Source organism: Noviherbaspirillum soli (assembly GCF_015352955.1).
GTDB lineage: Bacteria > Pseudomonadota > Gammaproteobacteria > Burkholderiales > Burkholderiaceae_D > Noviherbaspirillum_A > Noviherbaspirillum_A soli.
Genome location: NZ_JACYOX010000033.1, coordinates 38,681 through 58,670, shown reverse-complemented (window position 1 = coordinate 58,670; position 19,990 = coordinate 38,681). Strand labels below are relative to the sequence as shown.

Here is a 19,990-nt window from a genome sequence, read left to right as displayed (position 1 = left end):
CGCGCCGGCCCGAAGCGGGCGGCGCGTTGCGCATATACCGAAACGGAGTAATACATGGCAATTCTTGAAGTCAAAGTCCCGCAACTGTCGGAATCCGTCGCCGAAGCGACCCTGCTGCAATGGCACAAGAAAGTCGGCGAAGCTGTTAGCCGCGATGAAAACCTGATCGACATCGAAACCGACAAGGTGGTGCTCGAGCTTCCCGCGCCGGACGCCGGCGTGATCACCGAAATCATCAAGGCTGACGGCAGCATGGTCGTCGCCGGTGAAATCATTGCAAGGATCGACACCGAAGCGAAGGCCGGCGCCGCCGCGCCAGCCGCAGCCGCCGCCGCTCCCGCACCCGCTGCGGCCGCACCTGCCGCCGACCCGGTTCAGGCTGCGATCGCCAACCTGGCCGCCAAGGCATCGTCCGGCGTGGCCATGCCGGCCGCAGCCAAGCTGCTGTCGGAAAACAGCCTCTCCGCAGGCGATGTCGCCGGCACCGGCCGCGATGGCCGCGTGACCAAGGGCGATGTGCTGGGCAAGCTGGAAGCCAAGCCGGCCGCAGCGCCTGCCGCCGCCCCGGCGCCTGCCGCCAGGCCTGCGCTGCCGCAGGTAGCCGCGCCGGTCGCCGGCAACCTCGGCGACCGCCCGGAAGAGCGCGTGCCGATGAGCCGCCTGCGCGCCCGTATCGCCGAGCGCCTGGTGCAGTCGCAGTCCACCAACGCCATCCTGACGACGTTCAACGAAGTCAACATGAAGCCTGTGATGGACCTGCGCAACAAGTACAAGGACAAGTTCGAGAAAGAGCACGGCGTCAAGCTGGGCTTCATGTCCTTCTTCGTCAAGGCAGCGGTTGCCGCACTGAAGAAGTACCCGATCATCAACGCATCCGTTGACGGCAACGACATCGTTTACCACGGCTACTTCGACATCGGCATCGCGGTCGGTTCGCCGCGCGGCCTGGTGGTGCCCATCCTGCGCAACGCTGACCAGATGTCGATCGCCGAGATCGAGAAGAAGATCGGCGAATTCGGCGCCAAGGCCAAGGACGGCAAGCTGACCCTGGACGACCTGTCCGGCGGCACCTTCTCAATCTCCAACGGCGGCACCTTCGGCTCGATGCTGTCGACCCCGATCATCAACCCGCCGCAGTCGGCGATCCTGGGCGTGCATGCGACCAAGGACCGCGCAGTGGTCGAGAACGGCGAGATCGTGATCCGCCCGATGAACTACCTGGCCATGTCCTATGACCACCGCATCATCGACGGCCGCGAAGCGGTCCTCGGCCTGGTGGCCATGAAGGAAGCGCTGGAAGATCCGGCACGCCTGCTGCTCGATCTGTAATCACCCCCGCGGCGAACAATGGCGGCCACGAGCCGCCATTGTTTTGCCGACTGATGTGCAAGGAATGGAAGGAAAACTATGTCCAAGAATTTTGATGTGGTAGTGATCGGCGGCGGCCCTGGCGGCTATATCGCGGCAATCCGCGCCGCCCAGCTCGGCTTCAACGTCGCCTGTGTCGACGAATGGAAGAATGAAAAGGGCGGTCCCGCGCCCGGCGGCACCTGCACCAACGTCGGCTGCATTCCGTCCAAGGCGCTGCTGCAGTCGTCGGAAAACTTCGAGCATGCCGCGCACTCGTTCGCCGACCATGGCATCACCGTGCAGGGCCTGGCTATGGACGTGCAGAAGATGCTGGGTCGCAAGAACACCGTGGTCAAGCAGAACAACGACGGCATCCTGTTCCTGTTCAAGAAGAACAAGGTCGCCTTTTTCCATGGCCGCGCTTCCTTCGTGAAGGCCGCCGATGGCGGCTATGAGATCGCGGTGGCCGGCGCTGCTGCCGAGACGCTGGTGACCAAGCATGTGATCGTCGCCACCGGCTCGAATGCCCGCGCACTGCCGGGCGCGCCGTTCGACGAGCAGCGCATCCTGTCCAACGTCGGCGCGCTGGCAATCCAGGAAGTGCCGAAGAAGCTGGGCGTGATCGGCGCCGGCGTGATCGGCCTGGAAATGGGCAGCGTCTGGCGTCGCCTGGGTGCGGAAGTGACCGTGCTGGAAGCGCTGCCGACTTTCCTCGGCGCTGTCGACCAGCAGATCGCCAAGGAAGCCCACAAGCTTTTCACCAAGCAGGGCCTGGCCATCAGCCTGGGCGTGAAGATCGGCGCCATCACCGCTGGCGACAGCGGCGTGACGGTCGAGTATGTCGACGACAAGGGCAATGCGCAGAAGGGCGAGTTCGACCGCCTGATCGTATCCATCGGCCGCGTGCCCAACACCATCGGCCTGCAGGCCGAAGCGGTTGGCCTGCAGCTCGACGAGCGCGGCTTCATCAAGGTTGACGACGAGTGCCGCACCAATCTGCCCAATGTCTGGGCAGTGGGCGACGTGGTGCGCGGCCCGATGCTGGCGCACAAGGCCGAGGAAGAGGGCGTGGCGGTTGCCGAGCGCATCGCCGGCCAGCATGGCCATGTGAACTTCAACACCGTTCCGTGGGTGATCTACACCTCGCCGGAAATCGCGTGGGTCGGCAAGACCGAGCAGCAGCTGAAGGAAGAAGGCGTGTCCTACAAGGCCGGCACCTTCCCCTTCCTGGCCAACGGCCGCGCCCGCGCGCTGGGCGATACCTCGGGCATGGTGAAGTTCCTGGCCGATGCCAAGACCGATGAAATCCTTGGCGTGCACATGGTCGGACCGGTCGTGTCGGAACTGATCTCCGAAGCCGTGGTGGCGATGGAGTTCAAGGCGTCGTCGGAAGACATCGCCCGCATCTGCCACGCCCACCCCTCGCTGTCGGAAGCCACCAAGGAAGCCGCGCTGGCAGTGGAGAAACGTTCGCTCAATTTCTAGGTCGAACGTCCTTTGACGGAGGCGATGATGAGATGGCGCGCACTGCTTGCAACCCTGTCGGCGCTGGGCCTGGCGGCCTGCGCCACGGCGCCGGTCAGCAATGACCTCGGCATCGAGACCGTCAGCCGCGGCCAGCCGGTGGCTGGCGCCAGTTGCACGGTGCAGCTGGTCGAAGGCAGTTTCAACATCGTCACGCCTGCCGTCGTGCCGGCACGCAATACCCGTGGCGACCTGCGGGTGGTATGCAACAAGCAGGGCTACCGGACGTCCGAGGTGCTCTATCGCGGCGGCTATGCCGGTTACGACGGCTATGGCGGCCGCACCAGCCTGGGCTTCGGCCTGGGCGGCGGGGGCGGCAGTGTCGGATACGGCATCGGGCTTGGCGTGCCCATAGGCGGAGGCGCCAGCCCATCGTCGGTGCCGGCCAGTGTGCTGGTTGAAATGAACCCGCTGTGAGAGTGCTACGGCTTCAAGGCGTCTACGTTGTGGCATAACAGCCAAATAACAGCGAGCAGAAGGGCGAGGCATGTTCTCGCCCCAATTTTTTCAGGTTCTTCACGGATGCCCGTGACTCCGTAAGGTGCAATACCCCGCAGGGGCATTGCACCGATGGTTGACCACGGCAAACGGCCCATGGGGCCCATCGCCGTTTGGCGACGATGGCGCAATGCCCTTTGGGTATTGCGCCCTACGGCGTCACGCTCATCCGTGAGGGACTTTGTTCATGGCCGCGCGGCAGACGCGGCACGGGAGGCGGAATTTGATGGATGTGCGCGAGTATTACCAGCATGCGCTGGCCGAGCGGGGCTTTTCGGCAGACCAGGCCCAGCATGCGGCGGTAGAGCGGCTTCAGCGCTGCTATGAGGAATGGGTGGAATACAAGGCGCAGCGCGCCAGCGTGTTCAAGCGCCTGATCAGTCGCCCCGCGGTGCCGCGCGGCGTCTACATGTGGGGCGGTGTCGGGCGCGGCAAGTCCTTCCTGATGGACAGCTTCTATCTGGTGGTGCCTGTGGTGCGCAAGACCCGGCTGCACTTCCATGAATTCATGCGCGGCGTGCACCGCGAGCTCGACGACCTGAAAGGCGTGGCCAATCCGCTCGACACCGTGGCCCAGCGCATCGCCAGGAAGTACCGGCTGATCTGCTTCGACGAGTTCCATGTGTCGGACATTGCCGATGCGATGATTCTCTACAACCTGCTCAAGGCCCTGTTCGACAATGGCGTGTCGTTCATGATGACTTCCAACTACGAGCCGGACACGCTCTATCCGAACGGCCTGCATCGCGACCGCATGCTGCCCACGATCGAGCTGCTGAAGGACCGGCTGGACGTGATGTGCGTCGACGCCGGGATCGACTACCGCAAGCGGGCGCTGGAGCAGGTCGAGGCCTATCACACGCCGCTGGGGCAGGAGGCCGACCGCCAGCTGCGCCATGGCTACGCCAAGATCGCCGAGAGCGAAGACCAGGATCCGCTGATCCGCATCGAGTCCCGCGAAATCCGGGCGCTGCGGCGCGCCGGCGGCGTGATCTGGTTCGACTTTGCCACGCTGTGCGGCGGCCCGCGCTCGCAGAACGATTACCTGGAAATCGCCAGCCAGTTCCATACCGTGATCCTGTCTTCGGTGCCGAAGATGTCGGCCGCGATGTCGTCCGAGGCGCGTCGCTTCACCTGGCTGATCGATGTGCTGTACGACCACAAGGTCAAGCTGCTGATGTCGGCCGAAGTGCCGGCCGAGGAACTCTATACCGAAGGCGTGCTGTCCAATGAGTTTCACCGCACGGTGTCGCGCATTGTCGAAATGCAGTCGCGCGAGTACATGCAGTCCGAGCGGCGCAATGTGATGGAGTCCCTGTCCCGATGATGCGATTGATTGCCGTGCGCCGGCTGGCGCTGACGATGGTGCTGGGCCTCGCCGCGCTGCATGCCGCGGCCAGCGACACGGATGAGGTCGTCGCGCGCTATCCCAAGGGTTCGATCGACTCGGTCGAGTCGGCCGATGCGGCGCTGGCGGACGTCAAGCGGGAACGCGAGGAAGTCGAGGCGCGTGCCCAGGATACTGAATATGCCTGCTACAGCAAGTTCTTTTCCTCGCCTTGCGTAAGCAAGGTCAAGGAACAGCGCCGGGCGGATCTGGAACGGCTCAAGCCGATCGAGGTCGAGGCCAATGCCTTCAAGCGTCGCGATGTCGTCGAAAAACGCGATCGCATGCTCGAAGAGCAGCGCGCGCGAGAGGCGCGCGAGGCGCCCGAGCGGGCCGAACGGGAACGCGTCAATACGGAGAAAGCCGCAAGAAAGGCTGCGGATGTGGCAGCGCGGCAGGCAGTGCCGGAAAATCCGCCGAAAGGCAGGAAGCCGGCTACGCCGCGTCCCGAGCCGGACGCGCCCCGGACGGATGGCCGGGACCGCATCGCCGAGCATGAGGCGCGCATGGCAAAGGCGCGCGCCGAGGAGGAGTCCAAGTCGGCGGAACGGGAAAGGAACATCGCCGCCTACCAGCGCAAGCAGGAAGAGGCGCTGGAGCGTCAACGCAAGGTGGAAGAAAAGAAAGCCAAGCGGGCGCAGCAGGACAAGGAAAAGCAGGACAAGGAAAAACAGGACAAGGAAAAACAGGACAAGGAAAAACAGGACAAGGAAAAACAGGACAAGGAAAAACAGGGCGCCGCCAGGGCGCCATGAAGCTGGCTGCGAGGCTCAAACCGCGCGCCGTATGCCCTGCGCCTGATAGGTCTTCTTCTCCGGCGGCGGCGTGACCAGCCTGACCAGCGCCAGCGTGCAGTTATCGGCGCGCTTGCCGGCGCCGCGTTCACGCGCCTTGGCGATCATCATTTCGGACGCCTCCCGCGGCGAGCGTGCGGCCAGGGCGGCGCCCAGTTCAGCATCCGCGAAGTAGTTCGACAGCCCGTCGGAGCAGAGCAGAAAGCTGTCGCCCGCCTGCAGACCGTCGTGCCGGCCGCTGGTGACGCTCATGTGCTGGTTGCCGCCGCCCAGCGTGTTGAGCAACAGCCGCGCCAGCTTGGCGCCGCCGGGATCGTCCGGCTTCAGCTTGCCTTCGGCAATCAGCTTCTCGCGGTAGGAATGATCGACGGTACGAAACGCCGGGTTAGGGCCGCTGAAGCGGTAAAGCCGTGAATTACCGACATGCGCCCAGTGCGCCGTGCCCTCGGGCGTCAGAACCAGCGCAACCAGGGTGCTCTGCGGCCGCTCGCCGGAAGTAATGCGCGCCAGGTTGATCACGGTGTGCGCTTCCAGCGCGATGGAGGACAGCATCTCATCGACCTGTTCGGTCAGCGGCGAAAACTGCTCGAAGACCTGGCGCGCGGTGCGGATCACCTGTTCCGCCGCCATCGCGCCACCTGAACCGGCGCCGCGGCCGTCGGCCAGCACCGCCATCATGTAGCCCGGCGCGCGCGGCGCGGCAAACAGCGCCACCCGGTCCTGTTGCTCGTCGCGGTCGCCGATGTGCTGACCGGTTGCTGCCTCTATCTTGTACTGGCCCATGTGTTCCGCTTGGATTAAACTTGCCGCCTGTCGAGAAATTCGCCAAATTATCCCACGCAAAATGTCCTGTAGGAAAGAATTGCGATGATTAGCACGGAAACTTTTCCATGAACAAGCTTGCTGAAGACATAAAAAAACGCATCATCGAACTGGAAGTGGAACATCGCGATCTCGACTCTGTCATCGACATGCTCAGCACCCATGGCCAGCATGAGGAATTGCAACTCCGGCGCCTGAAGAAGCGGCGCCTGCAGTTGAAGGATCACATCACCCTGCTCAAGATGCAGTTGATTCCCGACATCCCGGCCTGAGCGGGCCGGGGCCGGCTCCTGATAAAATAGCGGCTCTTTTCCGGCCATCATGGTCCGGCCCACCGGCGCGCAGCGCGTGCATCCAATACAGCATCGAACTTGACAGCAGAACATTCCAGCGCAGATATCACGGGCGAGCGCGACGCCGAGGTCGAGCAGCTCTTTGGCCCGACAGGTCCGTTGGTGGATGCCGTACGTGGTTTCCGGCCACGCCTTCCCCAGACGGAAATGGCCAAGGCGATTGCCGATGCGATTGCCGGGCAAAAAACCCTGATCGCCGAAGCCGGCACCGGCACCGGCAAGACCTTTGCCTACCTGGTTCCGGCCCTGCTCTGGGGCGGCAAGACGGTCATTTCCACCGGGACCAAGAACCTGCAGGACCAGCTCTACCTGCGCGATATTCCGACCGTACGCAAGGCCCTGAATGCGCCGGTGTCGGTCGCCCTGCTCAAGGGGCGCGCCAATTACCTGTGCCATTTCCATCTGGAGCGCACGCTGCAGAACGGCCGCCTGACCTCGCGCGAGGATGTCGGCTTCCTGCGGGAGATCTCGCGCTTCATCAAGACCACCTCCACCGGCGACAAGGCGGAATTGTCCAAGGTGCCGGAGAATGCCTCGGTGTGGAACCTGGTGACATCGACGCGCGACACCTGCATGGGTAGCGAATGCCAGTATTACAACGACTGCTTCGTGATGAAGGCGCGCAAGGAAGCCCAGCAGGCGGACGTGGTGGTCGTCAATCACCACCTGTTCTTCGCCGATGTCGCGCTGAAGGACACCGGCGTGGCGGAGCTGTTGCCATCTGCGAACACCATCATCTTCGACGAAGCCCACCAGTTGCCCGAAACCGCGACCCTGTTCTTCGGCGAGACGGTTTCGACCTCTCAGATCATCGAACTGTGCCGCGACGTGCTGGCCGAAGGCCTGTCGCATGCCCGCGACGGCGCCGATTGGAGCCAGCTGTCGGGCGCCGTCGAACGTGCCGCACGCGATCTGCGCCTGACCTTTCCGCAGGATTCGGTCAAGCTGGCCGCGCACCAGATCGCGCCGTCCAGCCCGTTCTTCCCCGCGCTCGAAGCGGTGCAGGATGAACTGGCGGCCATGATCGAGGTTCTGGAAGACCAGGCGCAGCGCGCCGAAACGCTGGAACAGTGCCGGGTGCGCGCGGTGGAACTGGCCGCACGGCTGGGCGCCTGGACCGCCGGCGGCGAGCAGGCCGCGTCCGATCCCGACAAGGTGCTGTGGGTGGAAGCCTATGCGTCCTCGCTGCAGCTGCATCAGACCCCGCTGTCGATTGCGCCCATCTTCAGCAAGCAGCGCGAGGGCCCGCCACGCAGCTGGATCTTCGCCTCCGCCACGCTGGCAGTGAAGAACGACTTCAATCATTACACTGCCCAGATGGGCATGATGAACGAGCAGGCCCGCACCTGGCCCAGTCCGTTCGACTACGGCAACCAGGGCCTGCTGTACGTGCCCAATGACATGCCACAGGCAAATGCGCCGAACTACACTGACGCGGTGATCGATGCCGCGCTGCCGGTGATCGAAGCCGCCGGCGGCCGCGCCTTCCTGCTGTGCACCACGATACGGGCCGTCAACCGCGCCGCAGAGCGGCTGCGCGAGGAGTTCGAGCAGCGCGGGCTGCCGTTTCCGCTGATGGTGCAGGGCGAGTCCGGGCGCACCGAACTGCTGGACCGCTTCCGCGCCGCCGGCAATGCGGTCCTGATCGGCAGCCAGAGCTTCTGGGAGGGCGTGGACGTGCGGGGCGAGGCCTTGTCCGTGGTGATCATCGACAAGCTGCCGTTCGCGCCGCCGGATGATCCGGTGCTGGCGGCACGCATTGCGGCGCTGGAAAAGAAAGGACTGAATGGCTTCGTGCACCACCAGCTGCCATCGGCCATCATCAACCTGAAACAGGGCGCCGGGCGGTTGATACGCGACGAGACCGACCGCGGCGTGCTGATGATCTGCGACACCCGGCTCATCACCAAGCCTTATGGCCGGCGCATCTGGCAAAGCCTGCCGGCATTCAAGCGGACCCGCGACCTGGAGCAGGTGCGGGCCTTCTTCGCGCCGAGCGCCGAAGCGCTTACTTCTGAGGCTGGATGACGACCTTTCCGGTCACCTTGCGGGCGGCCATGTCGTTCAGTGCCTTGGGCGTGTCGGCCAGCGCATAGCGTCCGGAAATGTGCGGGCGGATCTTGCCTTCGGCCAGCCAGCCCATCAGTTCCCGCATGCCTGCCATGTTGGCCTTGGGCTCTCGCCGCACGTATTCGCCCCAGAACACGCCGACCAGCGAAGCGCCTTTCAACAGCGTCAGGTTCAGCGGCAGCTTGGGAATCTCGCCGTTGGCAAAGCCCACGACCAGGTAGCGTCCGCGCCAGCCGATCGAGCGGAATGCCGGTTCGGCATAGATGCCGCCGACCGGATCGTAGATCACGTCCGGACCCTTTCCGTCGGTGGTGGCCTTGATCGCTTCGCGCAGGTCCTGCGTGCTGTAGTTGATGGTCGCGTCCGCGCCGTGCTGCTTGCAGATTTCCAGCTTCTCGTCGGAAGAGGCGGCTGCGATCACGCGTGCGCCCAGCGCCTTGCCGATCTCGATTGCCGCCAGGCCAACGCCGCCCGCTGCGCCCAGCACCAGCATGGTCTCCCCGGCCTTCAGCTGCGCCCGGTCCACCACGGCATGGTGCGACGTGCCGTAAGTCAGGGTGATTGCAGCGGCGGTGTCGAAGTCCATCCCTGGCGGCATCGGCATGACCGACTTTTCCGGTACCGCGATCTGCTGGGCGAATGCGCCCTGGCCGACGAAGGCGATCACACGGTCGCCCGGCTTGTACTGGGTCACGCCTTCGCCGACAGCGGTCACGGTGCCTGCCAGTTCGCCACCCGGCGTGAACGGCAGTTCCGGCTTGAACTGGTACTTGTTCTGGATGATGAGCACGTCCGGGAAATTCACGCCCGCGGCCTCGACCTTGATCGCCACCTTGCCGGCATCAGGAACAACGTCGGGCAGTTCTCTTACTACCAATGTATCGGGCAGACCCCATGCTTCACAGACGATAGCCTTCATCATGTCTCCTTAAAATAGAACGGTCGTTTGGTTTTGGGATTATGCCGTAAAAATGCAGTCTGGTTGGCGAAATCACTGCGAAGGCATCGGTTAGAATCGCGCTATGAAAATTCTTGTGAGTAACGACGACGGTTATCTGGCCCCTGGCATCGCCGCGCTGGCGGATGCGCTGGCTGGCATTGCCGAGATTACGGTCGTGGCGCCGGACAGCAACCGTTCCGGCTCCTCGAATTCATTGACGCTGGACCGCCCGCTGCGAGTATATCGTGCCGCCAATGGCTTTTATTCGATCAACGGTACGCCTTCCGACTGCGTCCACATTGCCCTGACCGGCATCATGGCACAGCGCCCGGACCTGGTGGTGTCAGGCATCAACCAGGGCCAGAACATGGGCGACGACACGCTCTACTCCGGCACGGTCGCTGCTGCCACGGAAGGATTCCTGTTTGGTATTCCGGCAATTGCATTTTCCCAAGTGCAGCATGGCTGGGCGCACCTGGAAGCCGCGGCCCGCGTGGCGAGAGAGATCGTGCTGCGCCGCTTCGAGCAGTTGCAAAAGCCGTGGCTGCTGAACGTGAACATCCCGAATCTGCCGTACGAGGACATCGGTCCCGCGGTAGCAACCCGGCTGGGGAAAAGGCATCAATCCGAGCCGGTAATCCGCACCACGGACCCGCAAGGCAACGAGATCTTCTGGATCGGGCCGCCCGGCGCGGCGCTCGACAGCGGCGAGGGCACAGACTTCCATGCGACGGCGCAGGGCCGTGTCTCGGTAACGCCACTGCGTATCGACCTGACGCACACCGCGCAACTCGATGCATTGCGTCAGGCGCTTCCATGACACAGGGCAAACGCTTCCCGCTGTCGCTGGCTTCGCTCGGCGAGCGCGCAAAGACCGGCGGCGTGGCCACGCCGCAAACCGCCACCCGCAACCGGGCGCAGACGAGCGCCCGGCAGCCAATGCCCGGCGCCGAGCCGGCGCGCCCGATGTCCATGGTGTCCGATGCGGTGCGTTCGGCCATGGTGACGCGGATTGCGCGTCAGGGGGTGCGCGACGAGAAAGTGCTGGCGGCCATGTCGGTCGTGCCGCGCCACCTGTTTCTCGAGCCCGGCCTTGCCAGCCAGGCCTATATAGATGCCTCGCTGCCGATAGGCCATCATCAGACCATCTCCCAGCCCTACATCGTGGCACGCATGATCGAGGTCATGCGCGGCAACCGCAACGGCGGGGCGCTGGAGCGGGTGCTGGAAGTCGGCACCGGCTGCGGCTACCAGGCGGCCGTGCTGTCGAGGGTGGCTACCGAGGTGTATTCCATCGAGCGCATACGCGCCTTGCACGAGTTGGCAAAAGCAAACTTGCGGCCAATGCGCATCCCCAATATCCGCTTGCATTATGGAGATGGTATGCTTGGCTTCCCGCAGGTGGCGCCATTCGATGGCATCATACTGGCCGCCGCGGGCATGGAAGTCCCGCAAACCCTGCTCGAACAGCTGACAATCGGCGGCCGCCTGGTTGCACCTGTCGGCGCGCGCCACCAGGTCCTGAAAGTGATCGAGCGCGTGAGCAATGAAGAATGGACGACAGCAACGCTGGAGGACTGTCACTTTGTGCCGCTGCGCCCTGGTACGGCAGCCTGACCGGCATACCCGAAATGAAACACTCAATATGGTAAGAATGAAGAATACACGCTTGGCATTGACGATCGTTATGGTGGCGGGTCTGGCCGCATGCGGCACGACCCACACTGTTGCGCCCGTGGTCGAGCGCGCGTCAGTGCCGCGGCCGGCGCCGGCAGCCAAGCCGCGCCCGGTGGAAAACGGACCGGGTTATTACACGGTCAAGAAAGGCGACACGCTCAACCGCATCGCCCAGGAACACAATCAGAGCTTTCGCGACATCGTGATCTGGAACGGGCTGACCAGCCCGAACGACATCAAGGTCGACCAGGTGTTGCGGGTGGCGCCGCCGGACGGCGCCGGCGCTCCCGCGCCCGGCGCTGCGCAGACCGGCAGCATTGCCACCTCGTCGGGCGTGGAAGTGCGTCCGCTGGGGGCGCCGGCCGCGGCGCCTGCGGCGAACGGCAATCCGATCGCCGCGCCGGCAGCCAACGGCGGCAACAAGACCTGGCCGCGCGGCGACAAGCGTCCGTATTCCGAAGGCGCCCTGGCCGAGCTGCAAAAGCCGGACAGCGCACCGCCGGCACGGACCGAAGTCGCGCGCAGCGCCGAGAAGGCACTGGAAAAACCTGCCGACAAGCCGGCCGACGCGGCGCGGGCGCCGGATGACGGCATCGGCTGGATCTGGCCGGCCGAAGGCCGCGTGGTCGGCACCTTCGAAGGCGGCCGCAAGGGCATAGACATTGCCGGCAAGATGGGACAGCCGGTGATGGCGGCTGGCGCCGGCACCGTGCTGTACGCCAGCAGCGTGCGCGGTTACGGCAACCTGGTCATCGTCAAGCACAGCAGCAACCTGCTGTCGGCCTACGCCCATAACAAGACCATACTGGTCAAGGAAGGGCAGGCGGTCACCAAGGGACAGCGGATTGCGGAAATGGGCAACTCCGACACCGACAGCGTCAAGCTGCATTTTGAAATCCGGCAGCAGGGCAAGCCGGTCGATCCTTCGAAGTTTCTACCGGCCAGATAAATGCGATGAATGCCGACCACCGCGATCCGCTTGAAGATGACGATCTTCCGGAGGCTCCCCCGGAAATAGTGCTCGAAGGGGAGGGCGCGGTGGAGGAAGGCGCAGGCGAACTGCGTATCGAGGTGGCCGCCCCGGTGGATGAGCTCAGGACGGTGCTCGCGGCGGAGCTGTCCACTGACGCCACCCAGCATTATCTGAACCGCATCGGCCTGCATCCCCTGCTGTCGGTGGAGCAGGAACAGCATTTTGCGACGCTGGCGAAGGCGGGCGAATTCAGTGCGCGCCAGAAAATGATCGAGCACAACCTGCGGCTGGTGGTGTCGATCGCCAAGCATTACATCAACCGTGGCGTGGTGCTGCTTGACCTGATCGAGGAAGGCAACCTCGGCCTGATGCGGGCAATCGACAAGTTCGAGCCCGAACGTGGATTCCGCTTTTCGACCTATGCCACCTGGTGGATACGCCAGAGCATCGAGCGCGCCATCATGAACCAGGGCCGTACCGTGCGGCTGCCGGTCCATGTGGTACGCGAACTGAACCAGGTGCTGCGCGCGAAGTACCACCTGGAAGCCCAGCATCGTGACGGCAAGGATGCCAGCTGCGAGGATATTGGGCATCTGCTCGACCGCCCGGTGGAAGACGTGCAGGACATCCTGAGCCTGTCGGAGCATGCCACTTCCCTGGACGCGCCGCTGGACAATGATCCGCAGGCCAGCCTGATGGATATGCTGCCCGGCAATCTCGAGGACGCACCCGACTCCCAGGCCGAGCATCATGAAATCATGGTGCTGGTCCGGGAGTGGCTGGGCCGCATGCCGGAGAAGCAGCGCGTCGTCATCATGCGCCGCTTCGGCCTTGATCATGACGACCCGGCCACGCTGGAGGAACTGGCGCTGGAAATGGGCGTCACCCGCGAGCGGGTCAGGCAGATCCAGCAGGAGGCGCTGGTCAAACTGAAGCGGGCGCTCGCCGCACGCGGTGTCGGCAAGGACGCCTTGTTTTGACGCCAGTGCTGGTGTTCGACATCGAAACCATCCCGGACGTGACCGGATTGCGCCTGCTGCACCGGCATCCCGATGCAATGACCGATGCCGAAGTGGCGCAAGTGGCATTCGATGCGCGTCAGGCGCAGAACGGCTCGACCTTCCTGCCGCATCATCTGCACCAGGTCGCTGCGATTTCCTGCGTGTTCCGGGATGATCAGGGATTCCGCGTGCGCTCGCTGGGCAGCCTGGAGGACGACGAAGGGCGCCTGGTTGCCGACTTTTTTCGCGTTATCCAGCGCTACACGCCGCAACTCGTTTCCTGGAACGGCAGCGGTTTCGACTTGCCGGTGTTGCACTATCGCGCCCTTGCGCTTGGCGTGCCGGCGCCGCGTTACTGGGATCAGGGCGAGGAGGACAGGGAGTTCCGCTGGAACCATTACCTGGGCCGCTACCATAGCCGGCATCTCGACATGATGGACTTCCTGGCGCTGTACAACAGCCGCGCCTATGCGCCGCTGGACGACATTGCCAGGCTGTGCGGCTTTCCCGGCAAGCAGGGCGTGGATGGCGCGCAGGTCTGGCCGCTGTACCAGGAGGGGCGGCTGCGGGAGATCCGTGATTACTGCGAGACCGACGTGGTCAATACCTACCTCGTCTATTGCCGCTTCCAGTTCCTGCGCGGCCAGATGTCGGCTGCTGCCTATGAAGCTGAAATGGCGCTGGTCAGGTCTTCGCTCGCCGAGCTGGAAGGCCACCACTGGCGGGCATTCCTCGATGCTTGGCCCCGGCAACAATTGCGGCCATAATCTCACCCTTCGCGCCGGCGCCCCGTTCGCCGCGCCCCTGTTGAATTTTCCTAGCTCATGTCCCAATCACTGATAGAAATCGAATCCCTCGACATGGAGGCCCGCGGTGTCGGCCATCTGAAGAATGAGGACGGCACGCCCGGCAAGGTGGTCTTTGTCGAAGGCGCCCTTCCCGGAGAACTGGTGAGTTTCCAGTCTTACCGGCGCAAGTCCAAGTGGGAAGCGGCGCATTTGCTGGCGGTGCATCGCGAAAGCGCCCTCCGGGTCAGGCCGCGCTGCAAGTATTTCGGCACATGCGGCGGCTGCGCAATGCAGCACATCGAGCCATCGGCGCAGGTTGCGGCCAAGCAGCGGGTGCTGGAAGACAATCTCAAGCATATCGGCCGGCTGCAGCCGGAAATGATGTTGCGGCCCATCCATGGACCAACGTGGGGTTACCGCTACCGCGCACGTTTTTCGGTACGCAACGTGGTGAAGAAAGGTGGGGTGCTGGTCGGTTTCCACGAACGCAAATCCGGTTTTATCACCGACATGCAGTCCTGCGAGGTGGTGCCGGCGCATGTGTCGGCCATGCTGGTGCCTCTGCGGCGCCTGATTGCCTCGCTGTCCATCATGGAGCAGGTGCCGCAACTTGAACTGGCGGTCGGCGATGGCCTCAATGGTCCTGTCACGGCACTGGTGATGCGCAACATGGCGCCCCTGTCGCAGCAGGACGAGGTCCTGCTGCGCGAATTCGCCGACCTGCACCAGGTGCAGTGGTGGCTGCAGCCGGCCGGCCCGGACAGCGTCTACCAGTTCTACCCGACCGATACCCGCTTGCTTTACCGTCTGCCTGAGTTCGGCATTGAAATGCCGTTCAAGCCGACCGACTTCACGCAGGTCAATCACCAGGTCAACCGCACCCTGGTGGCGCGCGCGATGGCCCTGCTCGATGTGCAGCCGGATGAGCGGGTGGCCGACCTGTTCTGCGGTCTCGGCAATTTCACCCTGCCGATTGCCAGCCGGGCCAGGGAGGTGATGGGCATCGAGGGCAGCGCCACGCTGACTGCGCGGGCGCTTGACAATGCGCGTCACAACGGCCTGGCGGACAAGGTCAGTTTCAGCACCCGCAACCTGTTCGAAGTGACCGGGGACGACATGCTGGCCTTGGGCAAGTTCGACCGTATGCTGATCGATCCGCCGCGCGACGGCGCAGCCGCGGTGTGCGAGGCGCTGGCCAGCCTGAAGGAACGCGCGCCGGAAGTCTTGCCCAAGCGCATCGTGTATGTCTCCTGCAGTCCGTCCACACTGGCGCGCGATGCCGGCACACTGGTGAATCAGGCTGGCTACCGCTTGCACATGGCAGGCGTGATGAATATGTTCCCGCACACGGCCCATGTGGAATCGATTGCGGTATTCGAGTTGCCGGCCTGATCGAAGTGCCTGGAGGCAAATAAAAAGCCGGCCACGAGGGCCGGCTTTTTATTTGACAGGAAGCCCGTCAATCGCGATTGCCACCCAGAAAGCCCAGCAGCGACAGCAGGTTGGCGAACACATTGTAGAGGTCGAGATAAATGGCCAGCGTGGCGGAAATATAGTTGGTCTCGCCGCCGTTGATCACCTGCTGCACGTCGTACAGGATGTAGGCAGAGAAAATGGCGATGGCCAGTACCGACACCGCCAGGTACAGCGCCGGCAACTGCAGGAAGATGTTCAGCACGGCCGCGGCGAGGATCACCAGCACGCCGGCGAACAGCCATTTGCCCATGCCGGAAAAGTCGCGTTTGGACACGGTGGCAACGGTTGCCATCACGCCGAAGATTGCCGCCGTACCGCCAAATGCCGTCATGACCAGCGTGCCGCCATTGCTGTAGCCGAGCGTGTGGCCGATCAGCCGCGACAGCATCAGGCCCATGAAGAAGGTGAAGCCCAGCAGGACCGCCACGCCGGCGGCGCTGTGCTTGGTTTTTTCGATGGCGTAGAAAAATCCGAAGGCAATGGCGAGAAACACCATGAAGCCGATCATCGGGCTGCCGGCAAAGAAAGTGAACTTCATCTGCACGCCCAGCCAGGCGCCCAGCACCGTGGGAATCATTGACAGCGCAAGCAGCCAGTAGGTGTTGCGCAGGACGCGGTGGCGGCTTGCCAGGGCTTCGCCGACGCCGCCGAAAGTCGATTGCAATCTGGTATCCATGCTGTTTTCTCCGTGTGTGAGCAATGCAGGTAAGTACCCGGAAAGCATAACACGCTTCATTTGAAGTTCCGTGCTGGTCCATTCCTGACGCCGGCAAGCTCGCTTCTTCTGTGCAGTAGAGCATTCGTGGTAAAATCACCGGCTAATCCTATTCCTTCCCCTGATCTTTAACCCATTATTTTCATTGGAGTTTTCAACTATGGCAATCGAGCGCACCCTGTCGATCATCAAACCGGACGCAGTCGCTAAGAACGTTATTGGCCAGATTTATACCCGCTTCGAGAACGCTGGCCTGAAAGTGGTCGCCGCCCGCATGATGCATCTGTCGCGTGCCGAAGCTGAAGGCTTCTACGCGGTGCACCGCGAGCGTCCCTTCTTCAAGGACCTGGTCGATTTCATGATCTCCGGCCCGGTGATGGTGCAGGCGCTGGAAGGCGAAGGCGCAATTGCCAAGAACCGCGACCTGATGGGCGCCACCGATCCGAAGAAGGCTGACAAGGGCACGATCCGCGCCGATTTCGCCGATTCCATCGACGCCAATGCCGTTCACGGCTCCGACGCGGCCGAAACCGCCGCCGTTGAAATCGCCTACTTCTTCCCCACCTTGAACGTCTACTCCCGTTAATTCGTTCAACCGGCGCCGCCATTCAGGCGGTGCCATTCCTCTGGAATGCTAGTGATGACGCAACTCACCAATCTGCTGGACAAGGATCCCGCGCAACTCGTCGCTTATTGCGCCGAGCTGGGTGAGAAGCCTTTTCGCGCTAAGCAATTGCTGCGCTGGATACACCAGTTCGGCGCGAGCGACTTCGATGCGATGACGGATCTCGCCAAGTCCCTTCGTGACAAGCTGGCCACGCGCGCCTTCATCGCGGCGCCATCGGTGATCAGCGATCACACCTCCAGCGACGGCACCCGCAAGTGGCTGCTCGACGTCGGGCAGGGCAATGCGGTCGAAACCGTTTTCATTCCAGAGGAAAATCGCGGCACCCTGTGCATCTCCACTCAGGCCGGCTGTGCGGTCAACTGCCGTTTCTGTTCGACCGGCAAGCAGGGCTTTTCGCGCAACCTGACGGTGGGCGAGATCATCGGCCAGCTCTGGATGGCTGAATTTGCGCTGCGTCGCGCCAAGGGCATCGAGCCCGGGCCGAAGGGCGAGCGCCAGATCACCAATGTCGTGATGATGGGCATGGGCGAGCCGCTGCTGAATTTCGAGCCCACCGTCACGGCACTCAAGCTGATGCTGGACGACAATGCCTATGGCCTGTCGCGCCGGCGTGTCACCGTGTCGACCAGCGGCGTGGTGCCGATGATGGACAAGCTTTCCCAGGAATGCCCGGTGGCGCTGGCCGTGTCGCTGCATGCATCCAACGATGCGCTGCGCGACGGACTGGTGCCGCTGAACAAGAAATACCCGCTGCGTGAACTGATGGCGGCCTGCCGTCGCTATCTGGAGTTCGCGCCGCGCGACTTCATTACCTTCGAATACTGCATGCTGGATGGCGTCAACGACACCGATCAGCATGCCCGTGAACTGATTGCGCTGGTGCAGCAGGGCGATAACCCGGTGCCGTGCAAGTTCAACCTGATTCCCTTCAATCCCTTCCCCGAATCGGGTCTGAAACGTTCCAACAATGTGCGCATCAAGGCCTTTGCCAAGGTGCTGATGGATGCCGGCATCGTCACCACCATCCGCAAGACCCGCGGTGACGATATCGATGCCGCCTGCGGCCAGTTGGCGGGCGAAGTCCAGGACCGTACCCGGGTGCAGGAGCGGATGCAGAAGATGGCGGAGTACCAGCAGAAGTTCGGCAAGGATTTCGGCCGCATCGTGGAGATATCTTCGTGAAGGCTGGCCTGGGCGGCTGGTCAGGCGTAGCGTTTTCCCTTCTGTTGCTTTGCGCATGCGCAGGCGTCGGCCAGGCGCCGGCGCCGCAGGACCTGCGTACCAGCGTCGATCAGACCGATATCGAGCGTCGCGCCCAGATCCGGCTGCAGCTCGCGGTCGGCTACTACGGACAGGGCCAGCTCGCCACTGCGCTGGACGAGATCAAGCAGGCAATCCAGATCAATCCGGCGCTGGCGGATGCCTACAGCGTGCGCGCGCTGATCTACATGGACATGCATGAAACCCAGCTGGCGGAAGACAGCTTCCAGCGGGCGATGAAGCTGGCGCCCGGCAACCCTGACTTTGCCAACAACTATGGCTGGTTCCTGTGCGAAAACGGTCGCGCAACGGAATCGCTGGCTTATTTCGAAAGCGCGCTGAAGAACCGCAGCTACACTTCGCCCGCCAAGGCGTTGAACAATGCCGGCGTCTGCAGCCTGCGGCTCAAGGACGCGGCGGCAGCGGAGCGCTATTTCAACCAGGCTTTCCAGGCCGATCCCGGCAATTCGGATGCGAACCTGAACCTGGCGCAGCTTTACTATAGCCGCGGCGACTATCAACGCGCGCGTTTCTACGTCAGCCGCTTGATGCGGGCTGACCAGACTAACGCCGCCGCGCTCTGGATGGCAATCAGGGTGGAGCGCAAGCTCGGCGACCGGGACGCCGAATCCTCGCTGTCGAACCAGCTGCGCCGCCGCTTTCCGGATTCGCGTGAATATGCCGCCCTGACGCGCGGGGCATACGATGAGTGATTTTTCCATGACTGAACCGACTGAACACGCCAGCCAGCAGACGCCGGCGGAACACGGACAGCCAACGCCAGGCATGCAACTGGCCATGCGGCGTCAGCAATTCAACTGGACCGTCGATCAGGTGGCCAGGCAGCTCAACCTGGCGCCGCGCCAGATACTCGCGATGGAAACCGACGATTACGGCGCGCTGCCGGGTATGGCGGTGGCACGCGGATTCATTCGCGCCTACGCCAAGCTGCTCCAGCTCGACGCGACGCCCATGCTGGCGCAGATCGCCCAGATCCCCGGCGTGGCAGAACAGGCGATTCCCCTGCGGCGGGCGATCCCGACCGCCACCTTCACGCCGCACCGTGCCGCTTCACGCCGTCGGCAGCGCGGCCCAGGCAAGTTGTTGATGATTGGTGGCGTGGTCGTGGTCGCCTTTGCCGCGGCTGCCCTGATCAGCCAGCGCGACCGTCTGGCCGAACTGGTGCCGCCGTCGGTTGCCGAGCGCCTGAACAAGGAGGCTGCGCCTGCGCCGACGGCTGCGGCCGACAAGCCGGGCCGCGTGGTTGAAACCGACGTGACGCCGCCGCTGTCGCATGTCGATTCAGCCTCGGCACAGCAAGCTGCGCCGACTCCGGTGCCGGCAGCCCCGACGCCCGAGCCGGCAACGCCGGCACCGGCGCCGGCCGCCCAAGCGCCGCTGGCCGCTGCAACGCCGGCCAGCAGCGCGCTGGTGCTCAATTTCAAGCAGGATTCGTGGGTTGAAGTGAAGCGGGCGGACAACAGCACCGTGGTGGCGCGGGTGATGCGTGCCGGCACGACCGAATCCTTCGACCTGGCTGGTCCGCTGTCCCTGACCGTGGGCAATGCCCGCGGCGTCGACGCAAGCGTGCGCGGCGAGCCGCTGAACCTGGCTGGCACCACACGCAACAACGTTGCCCGCGTCACCGTGAAATAAACATCGAGCGCGGCAGGCAGACGGGTAGCAGAGCATCGTTGATTGCTTCCCCGCCAAGCCAAGGCCACGTCATACAAG

General features: G+C 63.6%; 20 protein-coding genes. 17 read left to right on the top strand and 3 right to left on the bottom strand.

Going from position 1 to position 19,990, the window contains the following annotated elements; all coding sequences use genetic code 11:
• Positions 1 to 54: 54 nt before the first annotated feature.
• From odhB to IGW04_RS19860, 5 genes are all read left to right on the top strand, one after another.
• Positions 55 to 1,329, top strand: a complete 1,275-nt coding sequence (gene odhB, locus IGW04_RS19880) for a 2-oxoglutarate dehydrogenase complex dihydrolipoyllysine-residue succinyltransferase (protein ID WP_194714839.1) — start codon at positions 55 to 57, stop codon at positions 1,327 to 1,329.
• A gap of 78 nt (positions 1,330 to 1,407) precedes the next feature.
• Positions 1,408 to 2,835, top strand: a complete 1,428-nt coding sequence (gene lpdA / locus IGW04_RS19875; RefSeq protein WP_194714838.1) for a dihydrolipoyl dehydrogenase — start codon at positions 1,408 to 1,410, stop codon at positions 2,833 to 2,835.
• Positions 2,836 to 2,862: 27 nt separating this feature from the next.
• Positions 2,863 to 3,291: a hypothetical protein gene (locus IGW04_RS19870; protein WP_194714837.1), complete on the top strand. Its 429-nt coding sequence runs from the start codon at positions 2,863 to 2,865 to the stop codon at positions 3,289 to 3,291.
• Between the two features lie 307 nt (positions 3,292 to 3,598).
• Positions 3,599 to 4,699 carry a cell division protein ZapE gene (gene zapE, locus IGW04_RS19865; protein WP_194714836.1) on the top strand — a complete coding sequence of 367 codons (1,101 nt, stop codon included), beginning with the start codon at positions 3,599 to 3,601 and terminating at the stop codon, positions 4,697 to 4,699.
• A complete protein-coding gene (locus tag IGW04_RS19860; protein ID WP_194714835.1) occupies positions 4,696 to 5,514 on the top strand; it encodes a hypothetical protein in 819 nt (272 codons plus the stop codon). The genes zapE and IGW04_RS19860 overlap by 4 nt, the downstream gene beginning before the upstream one ends.
• 15 nt (positions 5,515 to 5,529) lie before the next feature.
• On the opposite strand, the gene IGW04_RS19855 is transcribed toward IGW04_RS19860, so the two are convergent.
• Positions 5,530 to 6,336 carry a PP2C family protein-serine/threonine phosphatase gene (locus tag IGW04_RS19855; RefSeq protein WP_194714834.1) on the bottom strand — a complete coding sequence of 269 codons (807 nt, stop codon included), beginning with the start codon at positions 6,334 to 6,336 and terminating at the stop codon, positions 5,530 to 5,532.
• 107 nt (positions 6,337 to 6,443) lie between these two features.
• On the opposite strand from IGW04_RS19855, the gene IGW04_RS19850 reads away from it, so the two are divergent.
• Both IGW04_RS19850 and IGW04_RS19845 read left to right on the top strand, forming a co-directional pair.
• Entirely contained in the window at positions 6,444 to 6,647 is a 204-nt protein-coding gene (locus IGW04_RS19850; protein WP_194714833.1) for a YdcH family protein, read from the top strand.
• A 228-nt stretch (positions 6,648 to 6,875) separates the two neighbouring features.
• Complete coding sequence (locus tag IGW04_RS19845) at positions 6,876 to 8,756, top strand: ATP-dependent DNA helicase (RefSeq protein ID WP_228527243.1); 1,881 nt, start codon at positions 6,876 to 6,878, stop codon at positions 8,754 to 8,756.
• Here the strand turns inward: IGW04_RS19845 and IGW04_RS19840 are convergent.
• Positions 8,737 to 9,717 (bottom strand): NADPH:quinone oxidoreductase family protein, encoded by a 981-nt coding sequence (locus IGW04_RS19840; RefSeq protein ID WP_194714848.1) that lies wholly within the window; start codon positions 9,715 to 9,717, stop codon positions 8,737 to 8,739. The two genes, IGW04_RS19845 and IGW04_RS19840, sit on opposite strands and share 20 nt — an antisense overlap.
• Before the next feature lie 103 nt (positions 9,718 to 9,820).
• On the opposite strand from IGW04_RS19840, the gene surE reads away from it, so the two are divergent.
• From surE to rlmD, 6 genes are read left to right on the top strand one after another with little or no spacing between them, the layout of a single operon-like run.
• Positions 9,821 to 10,558 carry a 5'/3'-nucleotidase SurE gene (gene surE, locus IGW04_RS19835; RefSeq protein WP_194714831.1) on the top strand — a complete coding sequence of 246 codons (738 nt, stop codon included), beginning with the start codon at positions 9,821 to 9,823 and terminating at the stop codon, positions 10,556 to 10,558.
• Entirely contained in the window at positions 10,555 to 11,355 is an 801-nt protein-coding gene (locus tag IGW04_RS19830) for a protein-L-isoaspartate(D-aspartate) O-methyltransferase (protein WP_194714830.1), read from the top strand. Before surE ends, IGW04_RS19830 begins: the two co-directional genes overlap by 4 nt.
• A 37-nt stretch (positions 11,356 to 11,392) precedes the next feature.
• A complete protein-coding gene (locus IGW04_RS19825; protein WP_194714829.1) occupies positions 11,393 to 12,364 on the top strand; it encodes a peptidoglycan DD-metalloendopeptidase family protein in 972 nt (323 codons plus the stop codon).
• A gap of 5 nt (positions 12,365 to 12,369) precedes the next feature.
• A complete protein-coding gene (gene rpoS, locus IGW04_RS19820; protein WP_194714828.1) occupies positions 12,370 to 13,368 on the top strand; it encodes an RNA polymerase sigma factor RpoS in 999 nt (332 codons plus the stop codon).
• A complete protein-coding gene (locus IGW04_RS19815; protein WP_194714827.1) occupies positions 13,365 to 14,156 on the top strand; it encodes a 3'-5' exonuclease in 792 nt (263 codons plus the stop codon). The genes rpoS and IGW04_RS19815 overlap by 4 nt, the downstream gene beginning before the upstream one ends.
• Before the next feature lie 57 nt (positions 14,157 to 14,213).
• A complete protein-coding gene (rlmD, locus tag IGW04_RS19810) occupies positions 14,214 to 15,569 on the top strand; it encodes a 23S rRNA (uracil(1939)-C(5))-methyltransferase RlmD (protein WP_194714826.1) in 1,356 nt (451 codons plus the stop codon).
• Positions 15,570 to 15,636: 67 nt separating this feature from the next.
• Here rlmD and IGW04_RS19805 read toward each other — a convergent pair whose 3' ends face one another.
• The gene (locus tag IGW04_RS19805) at positions 15,637 to 16,329 is read right to left on the bottom strand and encodes a Bax inhibitor-1/YccA family protein (RefSeq protein WP_194714825.1); all 693 of its coding nucleotides are present in this window, start codon (positions 16,327 to 16,329) and stop codon (positions 15,637 to 15,639) included.
• Positions 16,330 to 16,528: 199 nt separating this feature from the next.
• Between IGW04_RS19805 and ndk the strand changes: the two genes are divergently transcribed.
• Genes ndk through IGW04_RS19785 form a run of 4 tightly spaced genes read left to right on the top strand, consistent with a single transcriptional unit; the run spans position 16,529 to position 19,912 of the window.
• On the top strand, positions 16,529 to 16,954 hold the full coding sequence (gene ndk, locus IGW04_RS19800; RefSeq protein WP_194714824.1) for a nucleoside-diphosphate kinase: 426 nt from the start codon (positions 16,529 to 16,531) through the stop codon (positions 16,952 to 16,954).
• Between the two features lie 51 nt (positions 16,955 to 17,005).
• Positions 17,006 to 18,178 (top strand): 23S rRNA (adenine(2503)-C(2))-methyltransferase RlmN, encoded by a 1,173-nt coding sequence (gene rlmN, locus IGW04_RS19795; RefSeq protein ID WP_194714823.1) that lies wholly within the window; start codon positions 17,006 to 17,008, stop codon positions 18,176 to 18,178.
• Positions 18,175 to 18,969, top strand: coding sequence for a type IV pilus biogenesis/stability protein PilW (gene pilW, locus IGW04_RS19790; protein ID WP_194714822.1), 795 nt, complete (start codon positions 18,175 to 18,177; stop codon positions 18,967 to 18,969). Before rlmN ends, pilW begins: the two co-directional genes overlap by 4 nt.
• Before the next feature lie 7 nt (positions 18,970 to 18,976).
• Positions 18,977 to 19,912 carry a RodZ domain-containing protein gene (locus IGW04_RS19785; RefSeq protein WP_194714821.1) on the top strand — a complete coding sequence of 312 codons (936 nt, stop codon included), beginning with the start codon at positions 18,977 to 18,979 and terminating at the stop codon, positions 19,910 to 19,912.
• Positions 19,913 to 19,990 lie beyond the last annotated feature (78 nt).

Excerpts from the sequence above, each read along its gene's own strand:
- odhB (WP_194714839.1), top strand. The coding sequence starts at position 55 with ATGGCAATTCTTGAAGTCAAAGTCCCGCAACTGTCGGAATCCGTCGCC.
- lpdA (WP_194714838.1), top strand. The coding sequence starts at position 1,408 with ATGTCCAAGAATTTTGATGTGGTAGTGATCGGCGGCGGCCCTGGCGGC.
- IGW04_RS19870 (WP_194714837.1), top strand. The coding sequence starts at position 2,863 with ATGAGATGGCGCGCACTGCTTGCAACCCTGTCGGCGCTGGGCCTGGCG.
- zapE (WP_194714836.1), top strand. The coding sequence starts at position 3,599 with ATGGATGTGCGCGAGTATTACCAGCATGCGCTGGCCGAGCGGGGCTTT.
- IGW04_RS19860 (WP_194714835.1), top strand. The coding sequence starts at position 4,696 with ATGATGCGATTGATTGCCGTGCGCCGGCTGGCGCTGACGATGGTGCTG.
- IGW04_RS19855 (WP_194714834.1), bottom strand. The coding sequence starts at position 6,336 with ATGGGCCAGTACAAGATAGAGGCAGCAACCGGTCAGCACATCGGCGAC.
- IGW04_RS19850 (WP_194714833.1), top strand. The coding sequence starts at position 6,444 with ATGAACAAGCTTGCTGAAGACATAAAAAAACGCATCATCGAACTGGAA.
- IGW04_RS19845 (WP_228527243.1), top strand. The coding sequence starts at position 6,876 with ATGGCCAAGGCGATTGCCGATGCGATTGCCGGGCAAAAAACCCTGATC.
- IGW04_RS19840 (WP_194714848.1), bottom strand. The coding sequence starts at position 9,717 with ATGAAGGCTATCGTCTGTGAAGCATGGGGTCTGCCCGATACATTGGTA.
- surE (WP_194714831.1), top strand. The coding sequence starts at position 9,821 with ATGAAAATTCTTGTGAGTAACGACGACGGTTATCTGGCCCCTGGCATC.
- IGW04_RS19830 (WP_194714830.1), top strand. The coding sequence starts at position 10,555 with ATGACACAGGGCAAACGCTTCCCGCTGTCGCTGGCTTCGCTCGGCGAG.
- IGW04_RS19825 (WP_194714829.1), top strand. The coding sequence starts at position 11,393 with ATGAAGAATACACGCTTGGCATTGACGATCGTTATGGTGGCGGGTCTG.
- rpoS (WP_194714828.1), top strand. The coding sequence starts at position 12,370 with ATGAATGCCGACCACCGCGATCCGCTTGAAGATGACGATCTTCCGGAG.
- rlmD (WP_194714826.1), top strand. The coding sequence starts at position 14,214 with ATGTCCCAATCACTGATAGAAATCGAATCCCTCGACATGGAGGCCCGC.
- IGW04_RS19805 (WP_194714825.1), bottom strand. The coding sequence starts at position 16,329 with ATGGATACCAGATTGCAATCGACTTTCGGCGGCGTCGGCGAAGCCCTG.
- ndk (WP_194714824.1), top strand. The coding sequence starts at position 16,529 with ATGGCAATCGAGCGCACCCTGTCGATCATCAAACCGGACGCAGTCGCT.
- IGW04_RS19785 (WP_194714821.1), top strand. The coding sequence starts at position 18,977 with ATGACTGAACCGACTGAACACGCCAGCCAGCAGACGCCGGCGGAACAC.